We start from the raw sequence: 18,163 nt of genomic DNA on the forward strand, positions 1-18,163 counted from the left end.
GGTGTGTCGCGGAGAATGGGTGGGTGGTGCATTCGGGTTCTGGTTCGGCTGAGCGGGCGCGGCACTGGCGGTATGCGGAGCTGCCCGGTGTCGATCTGCTGCGGGCCCGGTATGTCCGCAAGACCTTCGTGCGGCACACCCACGAGCACTTCGTGATCGCCGCCATCGCCGAGGGGGTGGAGGTCTTCCACCACCGTGGGGCCGATCAGTACGCGGGGGCGGGGACGCTCGCGCTGGTCAACCCGGACACGCCGCACACCGGGCGGGCCGGCGTGCCGGAGGGCTGGCGGTACGGGGCCGTGTATCCGTCGCCCGACGTGGTGGCCGAGATCGCGGCCGAGACCACGACCCTTCGTGGCACCCCGGGATTCGTCAGCCCCGTGCTGGACGACGCGTACGCCGTCGCTCTGGTGCACCAGGTGCTCCGAGCCGCCGAGGAGGGCAACGCGCTGGCCGCCGACACACTGCTGCGGGTGGCCGTGACGCGGCTGCTGCGGCTCAACGGCGGACCGCTGCCGCAGCGGGAGGTGAGGACGGCCGGGGCACGGATCGCCGCACGCGCGCGTGGCGTGCTGGAGGAGCGGCTGGCCGGTCCGCCGACGCTGGAGGAGCTCGCCGCGGACCTGGGGACCAGCTCGTTCGCGCTGCTGCGCGCCTTCCGGGACGCGTACGGGATGCCGCCCCATGCCTGGCTGACCGATGCCCGTGTGCGGCGGGCACGGCGGCTGCTGGACGCGGGGACCGCCCCCGCGGAGGCGGCCGTCGCGGTGGGGTTCACCGACCAGCCGCACCTCAACCGCCACTTCGCCCGGATCGTCGGAGTCCCTCCGGGGGCCTACCAGCGGGAGCGCAAGAACGTACAAGACCCGCCCGGAGGGCTGCTCCTACCCTCGGGGACGTGGCAGAACAGACAGCTCTCACGGACATACGCGCCGACGGCGGAGGACGGCCGGACGCCGCCGTCGTACGGGACGCCCTCGGGGTCGGGATCGCGGTAGGACTCTCCGGGTTCGCCTTCGGGGTGACCTCGGCGGGCAGCGGACTCTCGGTGTGGCAGAGCTGCGCGCTCAGTCTCCTCGTCTTCACGGGGGCGTCCCAGTTCGCGCTCGTCGGGGCACTGGCGGCGGGTGGCAATCCCCTGACGGCGGCCGCGGGCGCCTTCTTCCTGGGCGTGCGCAACGCCTTCTACGGCCTGCGTCTGTCGCAGTCGCTGGCGCTCCCGCGCGCGCTGCGCCCGTTCGCCGCCCAATGGGTGATCGACGAGACGGCGGCGGTCTCGCTCGCCCAGACCGGGCGGCGTGCCGCGCGGATCGGCTTCGGCGTCACCGGGCTCACGCTCTACGTGCTGTGGAACCTCACCACGCTGCTGGGTGCCCTGGGCGCCGAGGCCATCGGGGACACCGACGCCTGGGGGCTCGACGCGGCCGGGCCCGCCGTCTTCCTCGCGCTGCTCGCGCCCATGGTGAAGACCACCGCCGAGCGGGCCGTCGCCGGGCTCGCGGTGCTGCTGGGACTCGGCCTGCTGCCCGTGCTCCCGGCCGGAGTGCCCGTGCTGATGGCCGCGCTCGCCGCGCCGGTCGTCCTGTACTTCGAGGGCCGGCGAGGGGCCGGTCGGACGGCCGGGCGGGTCGGCCCGGGGGAGGAGGAGCGTTGAACACCTGGATCGCGATCGGCGCGACCGCTCTCGGCTGCTACGCCGTCAAGCTCGCCGGACTGCTCGTCCCCGCGGGCCTTCTCGAACGGCCCCTCGTCAGGCGGTTCGCCGCCCTGCTCCCCGTCGCCCTGCTCGCCGCCCTCACCGCCCAGCAGACCTTCGCGGACGGGCACGCGCTCGTGCTGGACGCGAGGGCCGCGGGGCTGGCCGCGGCCGTCGTCGCCCTCCTACTGCGGGCTCCCTTCCTGCTGGTCGTCGCGGCCGCCGTGGTGGTGACGGCGGGGGTGCGGGCCCTGGGCGGATGAGGGACCGGGAGGGGCGGTCCGGGGGAGCGGCGGGTGCCGCCGGGACGGGCGGGGTCAGCCGATGGCGCGGCCGTAGGCCCTGAGGGTGCGCAGGGCCTCGATCGTCACCATGGGGCGGGCCTCCAGGGCGGTGCCGGGCGCCCAGCGGCGCCACCGGACGGGCCAGCCGCCGTCCTGCTGCTGATCGTCGGCGAGGTGGTCCAGGGAGCGTGCGATCTCGTCGTCGGTGAACCACGCCCGCGCGAGGGAGTGCGGTGTCCGCGCGAAGTCGTACGGGAAGTGGTGCTCGCCGGGGGCGTAGCCGGGTGCGACCGGATACGCGTCGAGGTGGTCCGGGTCCAGTGCGGCGAGCCGGTGCGCACGCACCAGGCGGCCCAGCCGGTCGGCGGCCGCCTCCGCGCGCGGGCGGTCGGTGGCGGAGTCAAGGAAGGCCACGGCGGCCTCGATCTCGTAGGGATGGGACCGCTCCAGGGAGTCGATCGCCTGCCAGCAGAAGTCCGTGGCCCTGAACAGCCACGCGTGCCAGACGTCGTTGCGTTGCAGCAGACCCACCACCGGTCCGGTGGACAGGAGCTCGCTGGGCGGGTCGTCCACGATCGGGATGAAGGGGGCCGCCGGGTATCCGCGCTGGCTGGGATGGATCGCCGGCAGTGCGCCGTCGCCGGTGGAGACCGAGGTCAGATAGCGGCACACCCGCTCCACGCGCCGGCCGCCGAGGCGCCCGACGGAGTCCAGGACGCGCAGCGCTCGCAAGGTGTGCAGGGGCTGGCTCACGGGGCCGCGCAGATCGGGCTCCAGCGCGTGGCCGTATCCACCGTCCTCGTTGAGGTAGGCGTCCAGGGCGGTCTCGACGGGGTCGGCGGCGCCGTTCAGGAAGTCGTGCGCGAAGAGGCGCTGCTCCAGCACGCGCGCGGTGAGCCAGACGAAGTGCTCGGCGCGGAAGAGCGGGGAGCGCGCCGTGGGCGTCGGGGGGAGTGGGGATGCTCCGGATTCGGCCATGCGTCAGACCGTAGGGCGGAAAGCGGTCTCGGCAGGCGGTCCCGGCGAGGGGCACCCCCGCGCGCGGGATACTGGTGTCATGCGGTTGACGGTCTTCTGGCAGCGAATGGACGAGCACTTCGGTGCGGGGTACGCGGAGACGTTCGCGCGCGATCACGTGATGGCGGAACTCGGCGGACGCACGGTGGACGAGGCGCTGGCGGCCGGCTGGGAGGCCAAGGACGTGTGGCGCGTGGTGTGCACGGTGATGAACGTTCCACAGGAGATGCGCTGATCCCCCAGGAAGATCGGAGGCAGTTCTCCGATTGTCGGTGCCGTAGGCGAGACTTGCCCCGTGGCACCCACTGACGAGACCGGGCAGGTCGCCCGGCACACATCCCCGCTCGGCGCGACGCCGCCCACCGGGCCGCCCCCGGCCGACGGCGGCGCCGAGCAGGGCGCGCGCATGCCGCGCTGGCTTCCGCGCGCCATGGTGCTCGCGCTCGCTCTCCTCGGTGTGTTCCAGCTGGGCCTCTGGGCCTTCCACCAGCTCATCGGTCTGCTGCTCAACATCCTGATCGCGTTCTTCCTCGCCCTCGCCATAGAACCGGCGGTCAGCCGGTTGTCGGCCCGCGGGATGCGCAGGGGGCTGGCCACCTTCCTGGTCTTCTTCGGCCTGCTCATCGTGGCCGCCGGCTTCTTCACACTGCTCGGCTCGATGCTCGCGGGACAGATCATCAAGATGATCGAGGGCTTCCCGGAGTACCTCGACTCGGTGATCAACTGGATCAACACCACGTTCCACACCGAGCTCAGGCGCGTGGACATCCAGGAGGGCCTGCTCCACTCCGACTGGCTGAGGAAGTACGCCCAGAACAGTGCCGCCGGGGTGCTGGACGTCTCCACGCAGGTCCTCGGCGGTCTCTTCCGGCTGCTGACCATCGCCCTGTTCTCGTTCTACTTCGCCGCCGACGGACCCCGCCTGCGTCGCGCGCTGTGCTCCGTCCTGCCGCCCGCCCGGCAGGCCGAGGTGCTGCGGGCGTGGGAGATCGCCGTCGACAAGACCGGTGGCTATCTGTACTCGCGCGGACTGATGGCGTTGATCTCCGGCGTCGCGCACTACGTCCTGCTCGAGGCGCTCGGCATCCCGTACGCGCCCGTGCTCGCCGTCTGGGTGGGCGTGGTCTCGCAGTTCATCCCGACCATCGGCACCTACCTCGCGGGCGCCCTGCCCATGCTGATCGCCTTCACGGTCTCGCCGCTGTACGCGCTGTGGGTGCTCATCTTCGTCGTGGTCTACCAGCAGTTCGAGAACTACATGCTGCAGCCCAAGCTGACCTCGAAGACCGTCGACATCCACCCCGCCGTCGCCTTCGGCTCCGTCATCGCGGGCACCGCCCTCCTCGGCGCCGTCGGCGCGCTGGTCGCCATCCCGGCCGTCGCGACGCTCCAGGCGTTCCTGGGCGCCTATGTGAAGCGCTACGACGTCACGGACGACCCCCGCGTCCACGGACACCGGGGACGCGGGGAGGGGCCGGGCCCGCTCACGCGCGCGCGGCGGCTGTGGGGGCGGGCGCGGCACCGGCAGGACGGGGCGCGGGACGGGTCGCGGGACTCGTCGGGCTGAGAGAGCGGCGGTCAGTACGCGAGGACCGCCCACACTCCGGCCGCGGCGACCGCGGCCGCGTAGCAACCCACCGCCGCGGCCACGATCCGGCGGCGGCCGGCCTCACTCCAGGGCGTGCGGGAGAGCAGCCAGGCCAGGGCGGGCAGTACCAGGACGGCGTGCAGGCCCACCCCGTGCAGGGGCTTGAGCGAGGCCGTCGAGTGGTACGCCGCCTCCTGGTGTCCGGTGCGGGTGAGCACGACACCGCGCGCGATCATCGCCGCCCCCGAGGCGAGCGCGACGAGCAGGATCGCGAAACCGGAGCGCACCGCGAGAGACATCCCGGCCGGGCCCGTCGGCCGGTGCCGGAACGACGCCACGGCGAACCCGGCGAGCAGCACCACGAGAACCCCGCCGCCGACCGCCAGCGTCATGGACACGGCCGTGTCGAAGGGTGTCTCCATGTCCAGGTGCGAGGGCACTCCGCGCCACGCCTGGAGGGTGATGCCGGCGACCTCCAACACGCAGTCGGCGGCGAACACCCCGAGCAGCGCGGCGCGCAGCCGTGGTCCGACACGCACATACGAGGTGACCCGGACGACCGCGAGGAGCGTCACCCCGAAGGAGAGCCCGAAGGTCACCGGCTTGCGCCAGGAGACGGGTCCGTTCCAGGGGCCGCCGTCGACGGCGAACACCACGAGGTGGACGAGCCCGGAGAGGATCAGCAGGAGGGCCGTCGCCTCGTAGAGGTGGTATCGGCGCTGTCGGGGGTACCGGAGGGACGCGTGGTCCTGGCCGTCCAGGGGGTGGGGGTGCGGGATCGGGTGCCCGGATTCCGCTGCGCCGCGTGCGGGGCCGGTCTTCTGCTGGTCCATGCACCGAGCGTCCCGGTCACGACGTACGCCGTCGTCGTCCTGCCGAAGGCACCCGCCGTACGCCCGGGGAAGTAGCCGGGGGCGTGCGGGACGGAGGCCGGCGTGAGAGGGATCGGGGGTGGTGTCGGCGGGTGAACGTAGCCTCGGAAGTGCCGCGTGGTGCGCTTGACACGGAAATCGAACATCCATTCTTATTGAGGCTCCGGTGAGACTCTGGTCGGGTGTTCCGTCCAGGTTTGGGCGGATAGGCACCCGAGTTATCCACAGGCCGGACCGGCGTCGGGGCGCATTGTCAGTGGCAGGCGTTAGCGTCTTTGACGTGAAGCGATCGACTCAAGCAAACCGGGTGGAACCCATGGCAGGAACCGACCGCGAGAAGGCATTGGATGCCGCACTCGCACAGATTGAACGGCAGTTCGGCAAGGGCGCCGTGATGCGTCTCGGCGAGCGACCGAACGAGCCCATCGAGGTCATCCCCACCGGGTCGACCGCACTCGACGTCGCCCTCGGGGTCGGCGGGCTGCCGCGAGGCCGCGTGGTGGAGGTGTACGGCCCGGAGTCCTCCGGTAAGACGACGCTGACGCTGCACGCCGTGGCGAACGCGCAGAAGGCGGGCGGACAGGTCGCCTTCGTGGACGCGGAGCACGCCCTCGACCCCGAGTACGCGAAGAAGCTCGGTGTCGACATCGACAACCTGATCCTCTCGCAGCCCGACAACGGCGAGCAGGCCCTCGAGATCGTGGACATGCTGGTCCGTTCCGGCGCCCTCGACCTCATCGTCATCGACTCCGTCGCCGCGCTCGTCCCGCGCGCCGAGATCGAGGGCGAGATGGGCGACAGTCACGTCGGTCTCCAGGCCCGTCTGATGAGCCAGGCACTGCGGAAGATCACCAGCGCGCTCAACCAGTCCAAGACCACCGCGATCTTCATCAACCAGCTCCGCGAGAAGATCGGCGTGATGTTCGGCTCCCCGGAGACCACGACCGGTGGCCGGGCGCTGAAGTTCTACGCCTCGGTGCGCCTCGACATCCGACGCATCGAGACCCTGAAGGACGGTACGGACGCCGTCGGCAACCGCACCCGCGTCAAGGTCGTCAAGAACAAGGTCGCGCCCCCCTTCAAGCAGGCCGAGTTCGACATCCTCTACGGGCAGGGCATCAGCCGCGAGGGCGGTCTGATCGACATGGGCGTGGAGAACGGCTTCGTCCGCAAGGCCGGCGCCTGGTACACGTACGAGGGCGACCAGCTGGGACAGGGCAAGGAGAACGCCCGTAACTTCCTGAAGGACAACCCCGACCTCGCCAACGAGATCGAGCGGAAGATCAAGGAGAAGCTGGGCGTCGGCGTGCGTCCGGAGGAGCCCGCCGCGGAGCCGGCCGCGGTCGCCGCTGCTGCCACGGGCACGCCCGCGGACGACGCCGCCAAGGCGGTTCCGGCCGCCGCGGCCAAGACGGCCAAGACCAAGGCCGCGGCTGCCAAGAGCTGATCCGTGACGCGACGAACGGACTGGGCCGAGTACGTCCACCCCGACACCCCTCGGGGAGCGGGAGGCGGGGCCGACGACGGCCCCGCCCAGGCCGGCGGCGACCGGCCGGAGGGCGGCTCGCGCCGCGGTGAGGGGGCGGACGGCGACGGCCGGCCCCGTGGCGGTCGGGCGCGGCGCGGCGGCGACGGAGGTCCACGCGGTGGGCGCCGTCGGCGTGGCTTCGGAGAACCGTCCGCCGAGGACGAAGGCACCTCCTCCTCGTCGAGGGCCGAGCAGGAGGCGTCTTCAGGGGACCCGGCTGAGCGGGCACGGGCGATCTGCCTGCGCCTGCTCACCGGGACCCCGCGCACCCGGAAGCAGCTCGCCGACGCCCTGCACAAACGGGAGATCCCGGACGACGTGGCGGAGGAGGTGCTCTCGCGGTTCGAGGAGGTCGGGCTGATCAACGACGGCGCCTTCGCGGACGCCTGGGTGGAGTCCCGGCACCACGGCAGGGGGCTGGCCCGGCGGGCGCTCGCCCGGGAGCTGCGGACCAAGGGAGTCGACTCGGAGCTGATCGAGGAGGCGGTCGGCCGACTCGACTCCGAGCAGGAGGAGGAGACGGCACGCGAGCTCGTCGCCCGCAAGCTGCGCTCGACCCGCGGCCTCGACCGCGACAAGAGGCTGCGCCGCCTCGCCGGCATGCTCGCGCGCAAGGGCTATCCCGAGGGCATGGCCCTGCGAGTGGTCCGGCAGGCGCTGGAGGAGGAGGGCCAGGACACGGAGTTCCTGGACGGCGAGGGATTCTGAACGAGGGGTCCCGAACGCGGGACTCCCCGTAGCGGGGTGGGGACAACCCCCCACTGAAGACGCCGGAGCACCGCAGTGCACAGGCGTCTGTGCACAGGCGAGTGTGTACCCATGCCCCAGGAACCCGGTGCCCACGAGCCCCCGGAAGCGGAACCCGCCTCCGCGGCCCCCTTGGAACTGGGCGACCTCGCCGCTCTCAGGGCGCTCGCCCAGCCACGCCGTCAGCGCATCCTCGAACACCTCACCCTGCACGGCCCGGCCACCTCGGCGACCCTCGCCCGCGCCCTCGGCCTGAACACCGGATCCACCAGCTACCACCTGCGCGAGCTGGCCAGGTACGGATTCGTCGAGGAGACCGACGAAGCGAAGCCCGCACACCGGGACGAAGCGAAGCCCGCACACCGGGAGGAAGCGAAGCCCGCACACCGGGACGAAGCGAAGCCCGCACACCGGGAGGAGCCCCCGGCCGCCGCGAGGCACGCGGAGCCGTCCACGCATCGGGAGCGTTGGTGGCGGGCGGTCCCCGGAGACCGCCGATTCCCCCCGCGCAGCCGTCGGAGTCCCGAGATGCGGCTCGTCATGGACGAGCTGAACCACCATGCCTACGCAGCCGATCTGGACCTCTTCGAGCGGCTCCAGAGGGACGCGGAGGACGACGACCCGTGGGCGGACGCGTTCCCCTACTCGCGCGGCACCATCCGGCTCACACTGCCCGAACTCCGGGACTTCTTCGAGGAGTACATCGCTCTCCTCAACCGCTACAAGCGACCCGAATCGGCGACACCCCCCGGCGCGCGCACCCTGCTCACCCGCTTTCTCGCCTTCCCCGCCGGCCCCGCCTCCTCTTCCGGTCCCACCCCTTCCGTGACCCCCTCCGCCGGTGAGGGAAGAGAGGCCGATCCCGCATGATGCTGCGCTATGCCCTGAAGACCGTTCGTGCCCGCAAGGCGGGCTTCCTGGGCGCTTTCCTCGCGCTGCTGTGCGCGGCCGCCCTGATCAGCGCGTGCGGCACCCTCCTGGAGACAGGGCTGCGGGGCACGATCCGCACCGAGCGCTATGCCTCGGCGCCGGTCGTGGTCTCCGCCGACCAGAACGTCCACCGGACCACCGTCAAGCACAAGAAGGGCAAGACCAAGGTCAAGCACAAGGCCAAACCCATCGCCGAACGCGCCTGGCTCCCGGCCGACCTCGAGCGCAGACTCGCCACCGCACCCGGTGTCGCTCGAGTGATCCCCGAACTCACCTTCCTCGCCGAACCGTTGCTCCCCGCCGGTGCCTCGGGCGCCGACGGCAGGCCCGCCTACGGCCATGCCTGGGACTCCGCCGCGCTGACGCCCTACCGGCTCACCGCGGGCGCCGCTCCGGCAGCCGCCACCGACGTGGTCGTCGACAGTGACCTCGCCGCACGATCCCGCCTCGCCCACGGCGACCGGCTCACCGTCCAGTCGACGCAGGCCCCGCGCACCTACCGTGTCTCCGGCATCGCCGCCCCCGCCACAGCCGTACGCCACCAGAGCGCCCTCTTCTTCTCCACCGGCGAGGCCCGCCGTCTCGCCGCACACCCCGGGCAGGTCACCGCGTTCGGCGTGCTGGCGAGGCCGGGCACCGACCCGGGCCGGCTCCGCGAGGCCGTCGCCACGGCGCTGCACGGCACCGGAGCGCAGGTCAGCACCGGTGACGACCGAGGGCCAGTCGAGTTCCTGGACGCCGGCGCGGCCCGCATCAAGCTGGTCAGCATGGGCGGAGCGATGGGCGGCACCTCGCTGCTCGTGGCGGTCCTGGTGGTCGTCGGGACCTTCACGCTCTCCGTCCAGCAGCGTCACCGCGAACTCGCCCTGCTGCGGGCCATCGCCGCCACCTCCGGGCAGATCCGCCGCCTCCTCGGGCGCGAGGCCCTGATCGTCGCGTTCGCCGCGGGCACGGCCGGCGCGCTCCTCGGGCTTCCCCTGGGGGCCTGGCTGCACGGCAGGTTCGTCGCCCTGGGCGCGGTGCCCGCCACGCTGCAGCACACCGTGAGCGCGCTCCCGCCGCTCGCCGCCGTCGCCGCCACCCTGTTCGGTGCCTGGGCCTCCGCGCGGATCGCCTCCCGCCGCGTGGCCCGGATCCGCCCGGCCGAGGCGCTGGCGGAGGCCCGGACCGAGCGCGCCCGCCCCGGCTGGGGGCGCCTCCTCGCCGGCCTGCTGCTGCTCGCGGCCGGGGCCGTCCTCGTCACCGTGCTCGGCTTCCTGCGCACCGAGCCCGCCTCGACGCCCGTGACATTCCTCGCCGTCGTCGTGCTGTCCACCTCCGTCGCGCTGCTCGGGCCGCTTCTGGTCAGGGCGGCCGCGTTTCTCCTGGCCGGTCCGCTGCGCCTGACCGGTCCCGGAGGCAGGCTCGCCACCGCCAACCTCCGCGGAAACGCCGTCCGCATGGCCTCCGTCGTCACCCCTGTCACCCTGCTCATCGGCATGACCTGCACGGTGCTGTTCGTCCAGCCCACCCTCAACGACGCGGCCCGCGCCCAGGTCCGCGAGGGCGTGCGCGCCGACTGGGTCGTCACCTCCCAGGGGCCCGGTGTGCCCGGCGAAGCGGCTCGGCACTTGCGTGCGCACCACGATGTCGTCACCGAAGTGGTCCGTACGACCGTCCGGGTCGGCCTCGACAAGTACGCGGCGCAGGGCGTCACTCCGGCCGCCGTCAGCCGCACCTGGGACCCGGACGTCACCGCCGGTTCCCTCGACGGGCTCACCGAGCACACCGTCGCCGTCAGTGAACTGGCCGCGGACCAGCTCCGTCTGGCGCCGGGAAGCACCCTGAGGCTCACGCTCGGCGACGGCACCCCCGCCGTACTCACCGTCGCCGCCGTCTACGCCAGGGGTCTCGGCTTCGGAGACCTCACCTTCGCGCACGACCTGGTCGCCGACCATGTCGACAACCCGCTCGCCTCCTCCCTGCTCGTCAGCACGGCCCGTACACAGACACAACTCGCGACCACGCTGCGTGAGTTCCCGGGACTCAAGGTGATGTCGCCGGCCGCGGCCGACTCGCTGCGGGCCGAGCGGGAGCAGGCGAACGCCGAGGTCAACTTCCTGGCCATGGGACTCGTGCTGGCGTTCACGGCCATCGCCGTGGTCAACACGCTCGCCATGTCGGTCGCCGAACGGGTCCGGGAGTTCGCGCTGTTGCGCCTCGCGGGGGCGACCCGTCGTCAGGTGCTGCGCATGCTGCGTACCGAGGCCCTGTCGGTCCTGCTCCTCGCCGTCGCCCTGGGCAGTGCCATCGCCCTGGCGGTCCTGACCGCGTTCAGCGTCGGTATGACCGGGCGGGCGGCCCCGGCGGTCGTACCGCTCGTGTACGCCACCGTGGTCGCCGGGGCGGGGCTTCTCGCGCTGGTCGCCACCGCTGTGCCGGGACGCGTGGCGCTGAGGGTGCGCGCGGTGACGGTGGCGACCGCGCAGGAGTGAGCGATGCTTCCCTGCCGGGAGGCGTGATCTCCGAGACCCCCGGGGAGCGCAGGATTACCTTGCGCTCCCGGAGGGGTGAGCTCGTCCGGCCTGCCGGTACCGTCTGCCGCTGCCTGTGCATCCCCGCCTCTCCAGCGGGGGTTGTCTCCCGCACCTCCCGAAAGGCGGCCCCGCCATGCCCGTGCCCACCCGCTCCCGAAGACCGCTCGTCGTGTCGGTCCTCGGCGCCGGTCTGCTGCTCACCGGCTGTGGAGTGTGGCCCTCGCAGGCCACCGCGCCCGCGGGTGCGGTGAAGGGCAGGATCACGCTGGGTTTCGTCAACGGCGGTACCACCGAGTTCCATACGTGCCTCCAGGAGTCCGTCGAGCGGACGGCCCACAACAACGGCGTCCATCTCTTCACGGCCAACTCCCGCCAGGACGGGGACACGGAGGTCTCCAACATCGAGGCCATGATCGCCCGCAAGGTGGACGCGCTGATAGTGCAGACCGTCGACGTCGACGCCCTCAAGGGGGACATCGCCGAGGCGAAGGCGGCCGGGGTGCCGATCTTCCTCACCTCGGTCGTCCCCGACGACACGTCCGACCTGCTGGGGGCCGTCGTGGTCGATCTGAAGGAGGTGGGGGAGCTGGACGCCGAGTGGATCGAGCGGGACGCCGCCGGCCGCAAGGTGAGCGTCGCGGTGATCGCGGGAGCCCCCGGCGCCGCCTCCGACCTGCTCACCGAGGCCTTCACCCGGAGGCTGCCGGACAATGCCGAGGTGGTCGCGAGCCGGCCCGGCATGTACGACCCCGTCAAGGCGCGGACGGTCGCCGCGGCCATGATCAAGGAGAGTCCCGGCCTGGACTACGCCTTCGTCGCCAATGAGGAGATGGCGTTCGCCGCCCGCAAGGCCTTCGACGCGGCCGGGGCCGAGGACGTCAGGATCGTGACGGTGAACGGCACGGACGAGGCACTGGCCGCGCTCAAGGCCGGCAGCCTCGCCGCCACCGTCTCCAACTCGGCGGCGGACACCGGTGAACTGGCGGTGCAGAACGTCGTCTCCCTGCTCCGCAAGGACCAGAGGGCCGACAGGATCGACAAGACGCCGGTCCGCCTGGTCACCCGGGACAACGCGGACACGGCCCCGCTGTACTGCCCGCTGGACTGAGCCCGGCGCGCCGCAGCCCCGCTACGACGTCACGGGGAGGCCCGCCGCCCGCCACGCCTGGAAACCGCCGACGAGGTCGGTGGCCCGGTGCAGCCCCAGCTGGTGCAGGGAAGCGGCGGCGAGACTCGACGCGTAGCCCTCGTTGCAGATCACCACCGCCCGCACTTCATGACTCGTGGCCTCGGGGAGGCGATGACTGCCCTGGGGGTCGAGGCGCCACTCCAGTTCGTTGCGCTCGACGACCAGGGCACCGGGGATCAGACCGTCCCGCTCGCGCAGGGCCGCGTACCGGATGTCGATCAGCAGTGCGTCACCCGCGCGGGCCGCCTCGTACGCCTCTCGCGCCTCCACGCGCGCGTACCCCGCACGCACCCGCTCGAGCAACTCGTCCACACCCGTCGGCCGTTCGCCGTCCGGTCGCCCCTCCCGGGCTATGTCCGGGCCGCTCACTGCCAGTCCTCCGGGCGCTCGACCTGCTCCAGCCGCAGGACGTGTCCCGTACGGCTGTAGCGGCGGATGCGCGGCAGCGGGGGATAGTAGGCGTGGACGGAGATGGCGTGTTCCTCGGTGGACCGGTTCATGACCTCGTGGACGTGGTGCCGTCCGAAGGAGCGGCCACGGCCGGCCGGCAGTGTGCGCTCCCGGTCCACGTCGTCCGTCAGCTCCAGGGTCTTCCAGCCGTCGGTGGGCAGCCGTGCGGCGAGCGAGTACTCCTTCAGCTCACCCCGCGCGGTCAGGAAGGCGCCGACCGAGTCGGCGTGGTCGTGCCAGCCGGTGCCGGTGCCGGGCGGCCAGCCGATCAGCCAGGCCTCGCTGCCGCCGGGGCCCTCCAGGCGCACCCAGGTGCGGCCCTCCGGATCGAGCGGGAGCGAGGCGATCAGCTCGGCGTCGGCGGCCGTACGGCGGACGAAGTCGAGGAGGTCCGCCTGCGTGGGTGCGGCGACGGCGGTGGTGGGCAAGGGGGAAGAGACAGACATGGAGACCGTCCTGAGAACGTTCGCGGGAGCGCGCGGCCGCGCACGGGTGACGTACGCATCGGCGGCACGCGCCGGTGGGACAGGGGACGCGAATTCAGCAGGACGGGCGACACACGCAGCCCGCATAGCGGACGAGGTCCATATGGACCCTCCGCCACAGGCGCACATCGGTGTCGGTCACGATCCGGAGTACACCACGCCGGTGCACCCCGGTCAACTCACTGTCACCAAGTGGACCGCACGGTCACAGCGGGTGCGATCGCGCGTTCGTCGCACGGCTTCCTTTTTTGTCCCGTTCCTTCCGGTCCCGTCGGGTCCTCGCCTCCCGGTTCTCGACCGGTACTCGTCCAGTCCTCGACCGGCCTTCGTCCATCCCTCGACCATTCCTCGATCGGTCTCCGACCGGTCGTCGGGTCCGGTCGTCGGGTCCGTTGGCCGGGTCCGGTGGCCGGGTCCGGTGGTCTTCCGGTTCGCGTGCGGGCGGGCGACCGGGCGGGGGCGTCTAGGGCGTCCCGTCACCCGGCCGGGGGCCGTACCGTCACTTGGCCGCGGAGCCGGCCGTGGCCCCCGCGTCGGACGTCTCCCGTGAGCCCGCGGGCCCGCCCACCGTCGCCTCCGCCGCCGCGTACAGGTCGGCCGCGCGTACTCCGTCGAGCGCGGTGACCAGATGGCCGTCGGGCCGGATCAGCAGGACGGTGTGCGCGCCGGCGCCCGGATAGCTCTCGGCCACCAGCAGCTCGGCCGGGCTCGGCAGGGCCGTCACGGCGGCGGCCAGCCGCGGCATGATCCCGGCGCCCACCCAGTGTCTGCGCTCCCACACGCCGGTGCCCGGCGCGATCAGCACGACGAGCAGGGCACCGCGCCCCAGCCGGTCCCGCAGCCGTACGAACGAGCCGTCCTCGGCGGTCACCCGCACGTCCTCGACCTGCGCGCCGGGAGGCGTGTCCACCGGCACCTCGGCCTCAAGGTGGCGGGGCGCGATCGGCGAGCTCTCGTAGGAGCCCGGCGCGCCCAGCGGACCGCGGCCCAGGTGACCGTCGGTGAGCAGCACGTCGTGACCGCGGGCCGTGCCGGGGACGTACGCCCTTATCCCCGCGCCGCCGCGCAGCACCGGCAGCGCCTGGTCGGCGGCGCGCAGCCGGGCGGCGACGGCCCCGCGCCGCTCCGCCTGGTAGCTGTCGAGCAGCGACTCGTGCGACCCGTGGTGCCAGGCCAGGGCCAGCTTCCAGGCAAGGTTGTCGGCGTCCCGCAGGCCCTCGTCGAGGCCCTGGGTGCCGAACGCGCCGAGCAGGTGCGCGGCGTCCCCGGCGACGAAGACCCGCCCCACGCGCCAGCGGCGGGCCACCCGGTGGTGCACGGTGTGGACTCCGGTGTCGAGCAGCTCGTATGCGGGTGTGGAACCGCCGCTCCAGCCCGCCAGGGTCTCGCGGATGCGGGCCACCAGCAGCTCGGGCGTGACGAGGTCCTTGCCGGGCGGCAGCAGCCAGTCCAGGCGCCAGACGCCGTCCGGCAGCGGGCGTCCGGTGACTTCCCCGGCGGAGGGGCCGGACACCCGCCACGGCGGTGTCCGGTGGAGCAACGCCTCGTCGGGCCAGGGAAGTTCCGTGCGCAGCGCGGCCACGGCGTGTCGTTCCACCGCGGTACGGCCGGGAAAGCGGATGTCGAGGAGTTTGCGGACGGTCGAGCGCGGGCCGTCGCAGCCGACCAGATGACTGCCACGCCACCAGGTGCCCCGGGGACCGCGCGTGTGCGCCGTGACACCGGAAGGTTCCTGCTCGATGCCGTCCAGGCGGCTGTCCACGGCGATCTTCACCAGCCGCTGGTCGACCAGGGCGGCGCGCAGGACGCCCGTCAGCACATGCTGGGCGATGTGCAGGGGGGCGGGATCCGTCGCGTCGTCGAACCTGACCTCGCGCGTCACCTGCTTGCGCCGCATCGACCGCCATCCGGCCCAGTGGACCCCGACGCCCTCGAGGGACGTTCCGGTGAGCCGCTCGATCAGGGCGGCGGTGTCCTCGCGCAGGACGACGGTGCGCGCGAGCCGTGGTTCGTCCTTGCCGGGGCCCTCGTCGAGGACCACGGACGGCACCTGCTGGCGCGCCAGCGCAAGGGCGAGCGTGAGCCCCACCGGCCCCGCTCCGACGATGATCACCGGGTCCACGGCGTGCCGCCCCCTGCCCACGACGGTGTCCTCAGGGACGTAAGGGAACAAGAGGTAGGAGCAGGGTGCACGATCACAGAACGTATGCAACCCATTGCCGCTGCTTGCGTCAAGTGACGGAGGCAGCGGCGCGCACGCCACTGCCTCCGTACAGGTCACACCACTTGATCGCGCGTCAGATGCCGCCACCCGCGTTCGCGCCGGTGCCGAAGCCGCCGCCGACCTCGGCCGCGTTCAGATCGTCCACCTTGTCGACGCCGAGCACCGCGCCCGTGCTGCGCTTGCTGCGCCGCAGGTACCGCTCCAGCCAGCTCGCGAAGCTGGTGAGGATGAAGTTCAGCACGATGAACATGACCGCGACGACGATGAAGCTCGGGATCACGTTGGCGTAGTTGGCCGCCAGCGTGCCGCGGGAGTTGAGCAGTTCGGGGAACCCGAGCATCACGCCGCCGAGCGCGGTGTCCTTCACGATGACCACCAGCTGGCTCACGATCGCCGGGAGCATCGCGGTGACCGCCTGCGGAAGCAGGATGCTGGTCATGGTCTGGCCCTTGCGCAGGCCGATGGCGTACGCGGCCTCCGTCTGTCCCTTGGGCAGGGAGAGAATGCCGGCCCGGACGACCTCGGCGAGGACCGAGGCGTTGTAGAGCACCAGGCCGGTGACGACGGCGTAGAGGGGCCGGTCCTCGCTGGTGACGTCCGTGGAGCGGGCGTAGAACTCGTTGGCGAACAGCATCAGCAGCAGCACCGGGATCGACCGGAAGAACTCGACCACCGTGCCGGACACGCCCCGCACCCACCGGTGCTCGGACAGGCGGGCGATACCGAAGACCGCGCCGAGCGGAAGGGCGATCACCATGGAGAGCGCGGCCGCCTTGAGCGTGTTCTCGAGGCCGGGCAGCAGATACGTCGTCCAGGCCTCGGACTCGGTGAACGGCTTCCACAGCGCGGAGGTGAGCTGGTCCTTCTCGTCCATCTTCTGCCACACCCACCACAGGAGCAGGGCGAGCAGGACGGTGAAGATCACCGAGAAGAGGACGTTGCGCCGCTTGGCACGGGGGCCGGGAGTGTCGTAGAGGACCGAGCTCATCGCTTCACCGCCAGTCGCTTGCTGAGCCAGCCCAGGATGAGGCCGGTCGGCAGGGTCAGTACCACGAACCCGAACGCGAAGACCGCGCCGATGAGCAGCGTCTGCGCCTCGTTCTCGATCATCGTCTTCATCAGGTAGGCGGCCTCGGCGACGCCGATGGCGGCCGCCACCGTGGTGTTCTTGGTCAGGGCGATCAGGACGTTGGCCAGCGGGCCGATGACCGAACGGAACGCCTGCGGCAGCACGATGAGCGTCAGGGTCTGGGTGAAGCTCAGCCCGATGGCCCGGGCCGCCTCCGCCTGCCCCATGGGCACCGTGTTGATGCCGGAGCGGATCGCCTCGCACACGAAGGCCGCGGTGTAGCCGACCAGGCCGAGCACGGCGAGCCGGAAGCCCTGGACCTTGAAGTCCTCGGCGCCCAGGGTCATACCGAAGACGTCGGCCAGGCCGAGCGAGCTGAAGAGGATGATGACCGTCAGGGGAATGTTCCGGACGATGTTGACGTAGGCGGTGCCGAACCCGCGCATCAGCGGGACCGGGCTGACCCGCATGCCGGCCAGCAGCGTGCCCCAGATCAGGGAGCCCACGGCGGAGAGGGCGGTGAGTTTCACCGTCATCCAGAACGCCCCTAGGACGTCGTAACCTTCAAGAAAGTCGAACACGATCTCCCGCGCTTCCGGGTGGGTGGCGTATGTGGAGGGCGGGGCGCGCCGCCGCCGTGATCGCGACGGACGGCGGCGCACCGCGAAATACCCCGCTTGGCTGAGCTGTGGTTACGAGGCGTTCGGGACGATGACGCCGATCTTCGGGGCGGCCTCGTTCTTGTAGCCGGCCGGGCCGAAGTTGGCGTCGACGGCCTTCTGCCAGGAGCCGTCGCTGACCATCTGCTCCAGCGCCTTGTTGATCTTGTCGACGGTCGCGGTGTCGCCCTTCTTGACGCCGACGCCGTAGTTCTCGTTGCTGAGCTTCAGGCCCGCGAGCTTGAACTTGCCCTTGTACTGGTCCTGCGAGGCGAAGCCGGCGAGGATCGAGTCGTCGGTGGTGACCGCGTCGACGGAGCCGTTCTGGAGACCGGCGATGCACTCCGAGTAGGAGCTCACCTCCTTGAGGTTCGCCTTCGGGGCGATCGACTTCTGCACGTTCTGCGCAGAGGTCGAACCCGTCACGGAACACAGGTTCTTGCCGTTGAGGTCGTCGCCCTTGGCGATCTTCGAGTCCGACTTGACCAGCAGGTCCTGGTGGGCCAGCAGGTACGGGCCGGCGAAGTCGACCTTCTTCTTGCGCTCGTCGTTGATCGAGTAGGTGGCCGCGATGAACTTCACGTCACCGCGCGCGAGGGCGTTCTCGCGGTCGGCGCTCTTGGTCTCGACGAACTCGATCTGGTCCGGCTCGTAGCCGAGCTGCTTGGCGACGTACGTCGCGACGTCCACGTCGAAGCCGGCGAAGGAACCGTCGGGCTTCTTCAGACCGAGGCCGGGCTGGTCGTACTTGATGCCGACCTTGATCTTGCCGCTGCCGCCGCTGGAGCTGCCGCTGCCGGTGTCGTCCTTGTTGTCGTCGCCACCGCAGGCGGTCGCGGTCAGGGCGAGGACGAGGGCTACGGCGGAGGCGGCGGTGACCTTGCGAAGCTTCATGGGGAACTTCCTTAG

19 protein-coding genes are annotated in these 18,163 nt (G+C 71.8%); 10 read left to right on the plus strand and 9 right to left on the minus strand.

Features of this window, described 5'->3' with window-relative positions; all coding sequences use genetic code 11:
* Positions 1 to 23 precede the first annotated feature (23 nt).
* Genes ASD48_RS33410 through ASD48_RS33420 form a run of 3 tightly spaced genes read left to right on the plus strand, consistent with a single transcriptional unit; the run spans position 24 to position 1,959 of the window.
* A complete protein-coding gene (locus tag ASD48_RS33410; RefSeq protein ID WP_242432813.1) occupies positions 24 to 998 on the plus strand; it encodes an AraC family transcriptional regulator in 975 nt (324 codons plus the stop codon).
* Positions 899 to 1,654, plus strand: coding sequence for an AzlC family ABC transporter permease (locus ASD48_RS33415; RefSeq protein ID WP_057605631.1), 756 nt, complete (start codon positions 899 to 901; stop codon positions 1,652 to 1,654). The genes ASD48_RS33410 and ASD48_RS33415 overlap by 100 nt, the downstream gene beginning before the upstream one ends.
* Entirely contained in the window at positions 1,651 to 1,959 is a 309-nt protein-coding gene (locus ASD48_RS33420) for an AzlD domain-containing protein (RefSeq protein WP_057605632.1), read from the plus strand. The genes ASD48_RS33415 and ASD48_RS33420 overlap by 4 nt, the downstream gene beginning before the upstream one ends.
* 54 nt (positions 1,960 to 2,013) lie before the next feature.
* On the opposite strand, the gene ASD48_RS33425 is transcribed toward ASD48_RS33420, so the two are convergent.
* The gene (locus ASD48_RS33425) at positions 2,014 to 2,958 is read right to left on the minus strand and encodes a hypothetical protein (RefSeq protein ID WP_057605633.1); all 945 of its coding nucleotides are present in this window, start codon (positions 2,956 to 2,958) and stop codon (positions 2,014 to 2,016) included.
* A 79-nt stretch (positions 2,959 to 3,037) separates the two neighbouring features.
* On the opposite strand from ASD48_RS33425, the gene ASD48_RS33430 reads away from it, so the two are divergent.
* Both ASD48_RS33430 and ASD48_RS33435 read left to right on the plus strand, forming a co-directional pair.
* A complete protein-coding gene (locus tag ASD48_RS33430; protein ID WP_057605634.1) occupies positions 3,038 to 3,232 on the plus strand; it encodes a DUF3046 domain-containing protein in 195 nt (64 codons plus the stop codon).
* A gap of 60 nt (positions 3,233 to 3,292) precedes the next feature.
* Positions 3,293 to 4,564, plus strand: coding sequence for an AI-2E family transporter (locus ASD48_RS33435; protein WP_079074132.1), 1,272 nt, complete (start codon positions 3,293 to 3,295; stop codon positions 4,562 to 4,564).
* An 11-nt stretch (positions 4,565 to 4,575) separates the two neighbouring features.
* Here the strand turns inward: ASD48_RS33435 and ASD48_RS33440 are convergent, their stop codons facing one another.
* Positions 4,576 to 5,418 carry a hypothetical protein gene (locus ASD48_RS33440; RefSeq protein WP_199876095.1) on the minus strand — a complete coding sequence of 281 codons (843 nt, stop codon included), beginning with the start codon at positions 5,416 to 5,418 and terminating at the stop codon, positions 4,576 to 4,578.
* A 355-nt stretch (positions 5,419 to 5,773) separates the two neighbouring features.
* On the opposite strand from ASD48_RS33440, the gene recA reads away from it, so the two are divergent.
* The 5 genes from recA to ASD48_RS33465 all read left to right on the plus strand — a co-directional run bounded on the left by recA (position 5,774) and on the right by ASD48_RS33465 (position 12,286).
* Positions 5,774 to 6,904, plus strand: coding sequence for a recombinase RecA (gene recA / locus ASD48_RS33445; RefSeq protein ID WP_057605635.1), 1,131 nt, complete (start codon positions 5,774 to 5,776; stop codon positions 6,902 to 6,904).
* A 3-nt stretch (positions 6,905 to 6,907) separates the two neighbouring features.
* Positions 6,908 to 7,693, plus strand: a complete 786-nt coding sequence (recX, locus tag ASD48_RS33450; RefSeq protein ID WP_057605636.1) for a recombination regulator RecX — start codon at positions 6,908 to 6,910, stop codon at positions 7,691 to 7,693.
* 111 nt (positions 7,694 to 7,804) lie between these two features.
* On the plus strand, positions 7,805 to 8,602 hold the full coding sequence (locus ASD48_RS33455; protein WP_057605637.1) for a helix-turn-helix domain-containing protein: 798 nt from the start codon (positions 7,805 to 7,807) through the stop codon (positions 8,600 to 8,602).
* A complete protein-coding gene (locus tag ASD48_RS33460) occupies positions 8,599 to 11,136 on the plus strand; it encodes an FtsX-like permease family protein (RefSeq protein ID WP_057605638.1) in 2,538 nt (845 codons plus the stop codon). The genes ASD48_RS33455 and ASD48_RS33460 overlap by 4 nt, the downstream gene beginning before the upstream one ends.
* A 175-nt stretch (positions 11,137 to 11,311) precedes the next feature.
* Positions 11,312 to 12,286, plus strand: a complete 975-nt coding sequence (locus tag ASD48_RS33465; RefSeq protein ID WP_057605639.1) for a sugar ABC transporter substrate-binding protein — start codon at positions 11,312 to 11,314, stop codon at positions 12,284 to 12,286.
* 21 nt (positions 12,287 to 12,307) lie between these two features.
* On the opposite strand, the gene ASD48_RS33470 is transcribed toward ASD48_RS33465, so the two are convergent.
* The 7 genes from ASD48_RS33470 to ASD48_RS33495 all read right to left on the minus strand — a co-directional run bounded on the left by ASD48_RS33470 (position 12,308) and on the right by ASD48_RS33495 (position 18,148).
* On the minus strand, positions 12,308 to 12,736 hold the full coding sequence (locus ASD48_RS33470; RefSeq protein ID WP_057605640.1) for a rhodanese-like domain-containing protein: 429 nt from the start codon (positions 12,734 to 12,736) through the stop codon (positions 12,308 to 12,310).
* Complete coding sequence (locus ASD48_RS33475; protein ID WP_057605641.1) at positions 12,733 to 13,263, minus strand: cysteine dioxygenase; 531 nt, start codon at positions 13,261 to 13,263, stop codon at positions 12,733 to 12,735. The genes ASD48_RS33470 and ASD48_RS33475 overlap by 4 nt, the downstream gene beginning before the upstream one ends.
* Before the next feature lie 94 nt (positions 13,264 to 13,357).
* On the minus strand, positions 13,358 to 13,471 hold the full coding sequence (locus ASD48_RS46230; protein ID WP_348983243.1) for a putative leader peptide: 114 nt from the start codon (positions 13,469 to 13,471) through the stop codon (positions 13,358 to 13,360).
* A gap of 330 nt (positions 13,472 to 13,801) precedes the next feature.
* The gene (locus ASD48_RS33480) at positions 13,802 to 15,424 is read right to left on the minus strand and encodes an FAD-dependent monooxygenase (RefSeq protein WP_057606087.1); all 1,623 of its coding nucleotides are present in this window, start codon (positions 15,422 to 15,424) and stop codon (positions 13,802 to 13,804) included.
* A 175-nt stretch (positions 15,425 to 15,599) separates the two neighbouring features.
* The gene (locus tag ASD48_RS33485; protein ID WP_057605642.1) at positions 15,600 to 16,514 is read right to left on the minus strand and encodes an amino acid ABC transporter permease; all 915 of its coding nucleotides are present in this window, start codon (positions 16,512 to 16,514) and stop codon (positions 15,600 to 15,602) included.
* Complete coding sequence (locus tag ASD48_RS33490) at positions 16,511 to 17,176, minus strand: amino acid ABC transporter permease (RefSeq protein ID WP_057605643.1); 666 nt, start codon at positions 17,174 to 17,176, stop codon at positions 16,511 to 16,513. The genes ASD48_RS33485 and ASD48_RS33490 overlap by 4 nt, the downstream gene beginning before the upstream one ends.
* Positions 17,177 to 17,287: 111 nt before the next feature.
* Positions 17,288 to 18,148, minus strand: coding sequence for a glutamate ABC transporter substrate-binding protein (locus tag ASD48_RS33495; protein WP_057605644.1), 861 nt, complete (start codon positions 18,146 to 18,148; stop codon positions 17,288 to 17,290).
* Positions 18,149 to 18,163: the final 15 nt, after the last annotated feature.

The organism is Streptomyces sp. Root1310 (assembly GCF_001426425.1).
GTDB lineage: Bacteria > Actinomycetota > Actinomycetes > Streptomycetales > Streptomycetaceae > Streptomyces.

What these genes read in the sequence shown, in the direction of transcription:
- ASD48_RS33465 (WP_057605639.1), top strand. Translation starts at nt 11,312, where the DNA reads ATGCCCGTGCCCACCCGCTCCCGAAGACCGCTCGTCGTGTCGGTCCTC.
- ASD48_RS33440 (WP_199876095.1), bottom strand. Translation starts at nt 5,418, where the DNA reads ATGGACCAGCAGAAGACCGGCCCCGCACGCGGCGCAGCGGAATCCGGG.
- ASD48_RS33425 (WP_057605633.1), bottom strand. Translation starts at nt 2,958, where the DNA reads ATGGCCGAATCCGGAGCATCCCCACTCCCCCCGACGCCCACGGCGCGC.
- ASD48_RS33495 (WP_057605644.1), bottom strand. Translation starts at nt 18,148, where the DNA reads ATGAAGCTTCGCAAGGTCACCGCCGCCTCCGCCGTAGCCCTCGTCCTC.
- ASD48_RS33475 (WP_057605641.1), bottom strand. Translation starts at nt 13,263, where the DNA reads ATGTCTGTCTCTTCCCCCTTGCCCACCACCGCCGTCGCCGCACCCACG.
- ASD48_RS33455 (WP_057605637.1), top strand. Translation starts at nt 7,805, where the DNA reads ATGCCCCAGGAACCCGGTGCCCACGAGCCCCCGGAAGCGGAACCCGCC.
- ASD48_RS33430 (WP_057605634.1), top strand. Translation starts at nt 3,038, where the DNA reads ATGCGGTTGACGGTCTTCTGGCAGCGAATGGACGAGCACTTCGGTGCG.
- recA (WP_057605635.1), top strand. Translation starts at nt 5,774, where the DNA reads ATGGCAGGAACCGACCGCGAGAAGGCATTGGATGCCGCACTCGCACAG.
- ASD48_RS33460 (WP_057605638.1), top strand. Translation starts at nt 8,599, where the DNA reads ATGATGCTGCGCTATGCCCTGAAGACCGTTCGTGCCCGCAAGGCGGGC.
- ASD48_RS33485 (WP_057605642.1), bottom strand. Translation starts at nt 16,514, where the DNA reads ATGAGCTCGGTCCTCTACGACACTCCCGGCCCCCGTGCCAAGCGGCGC.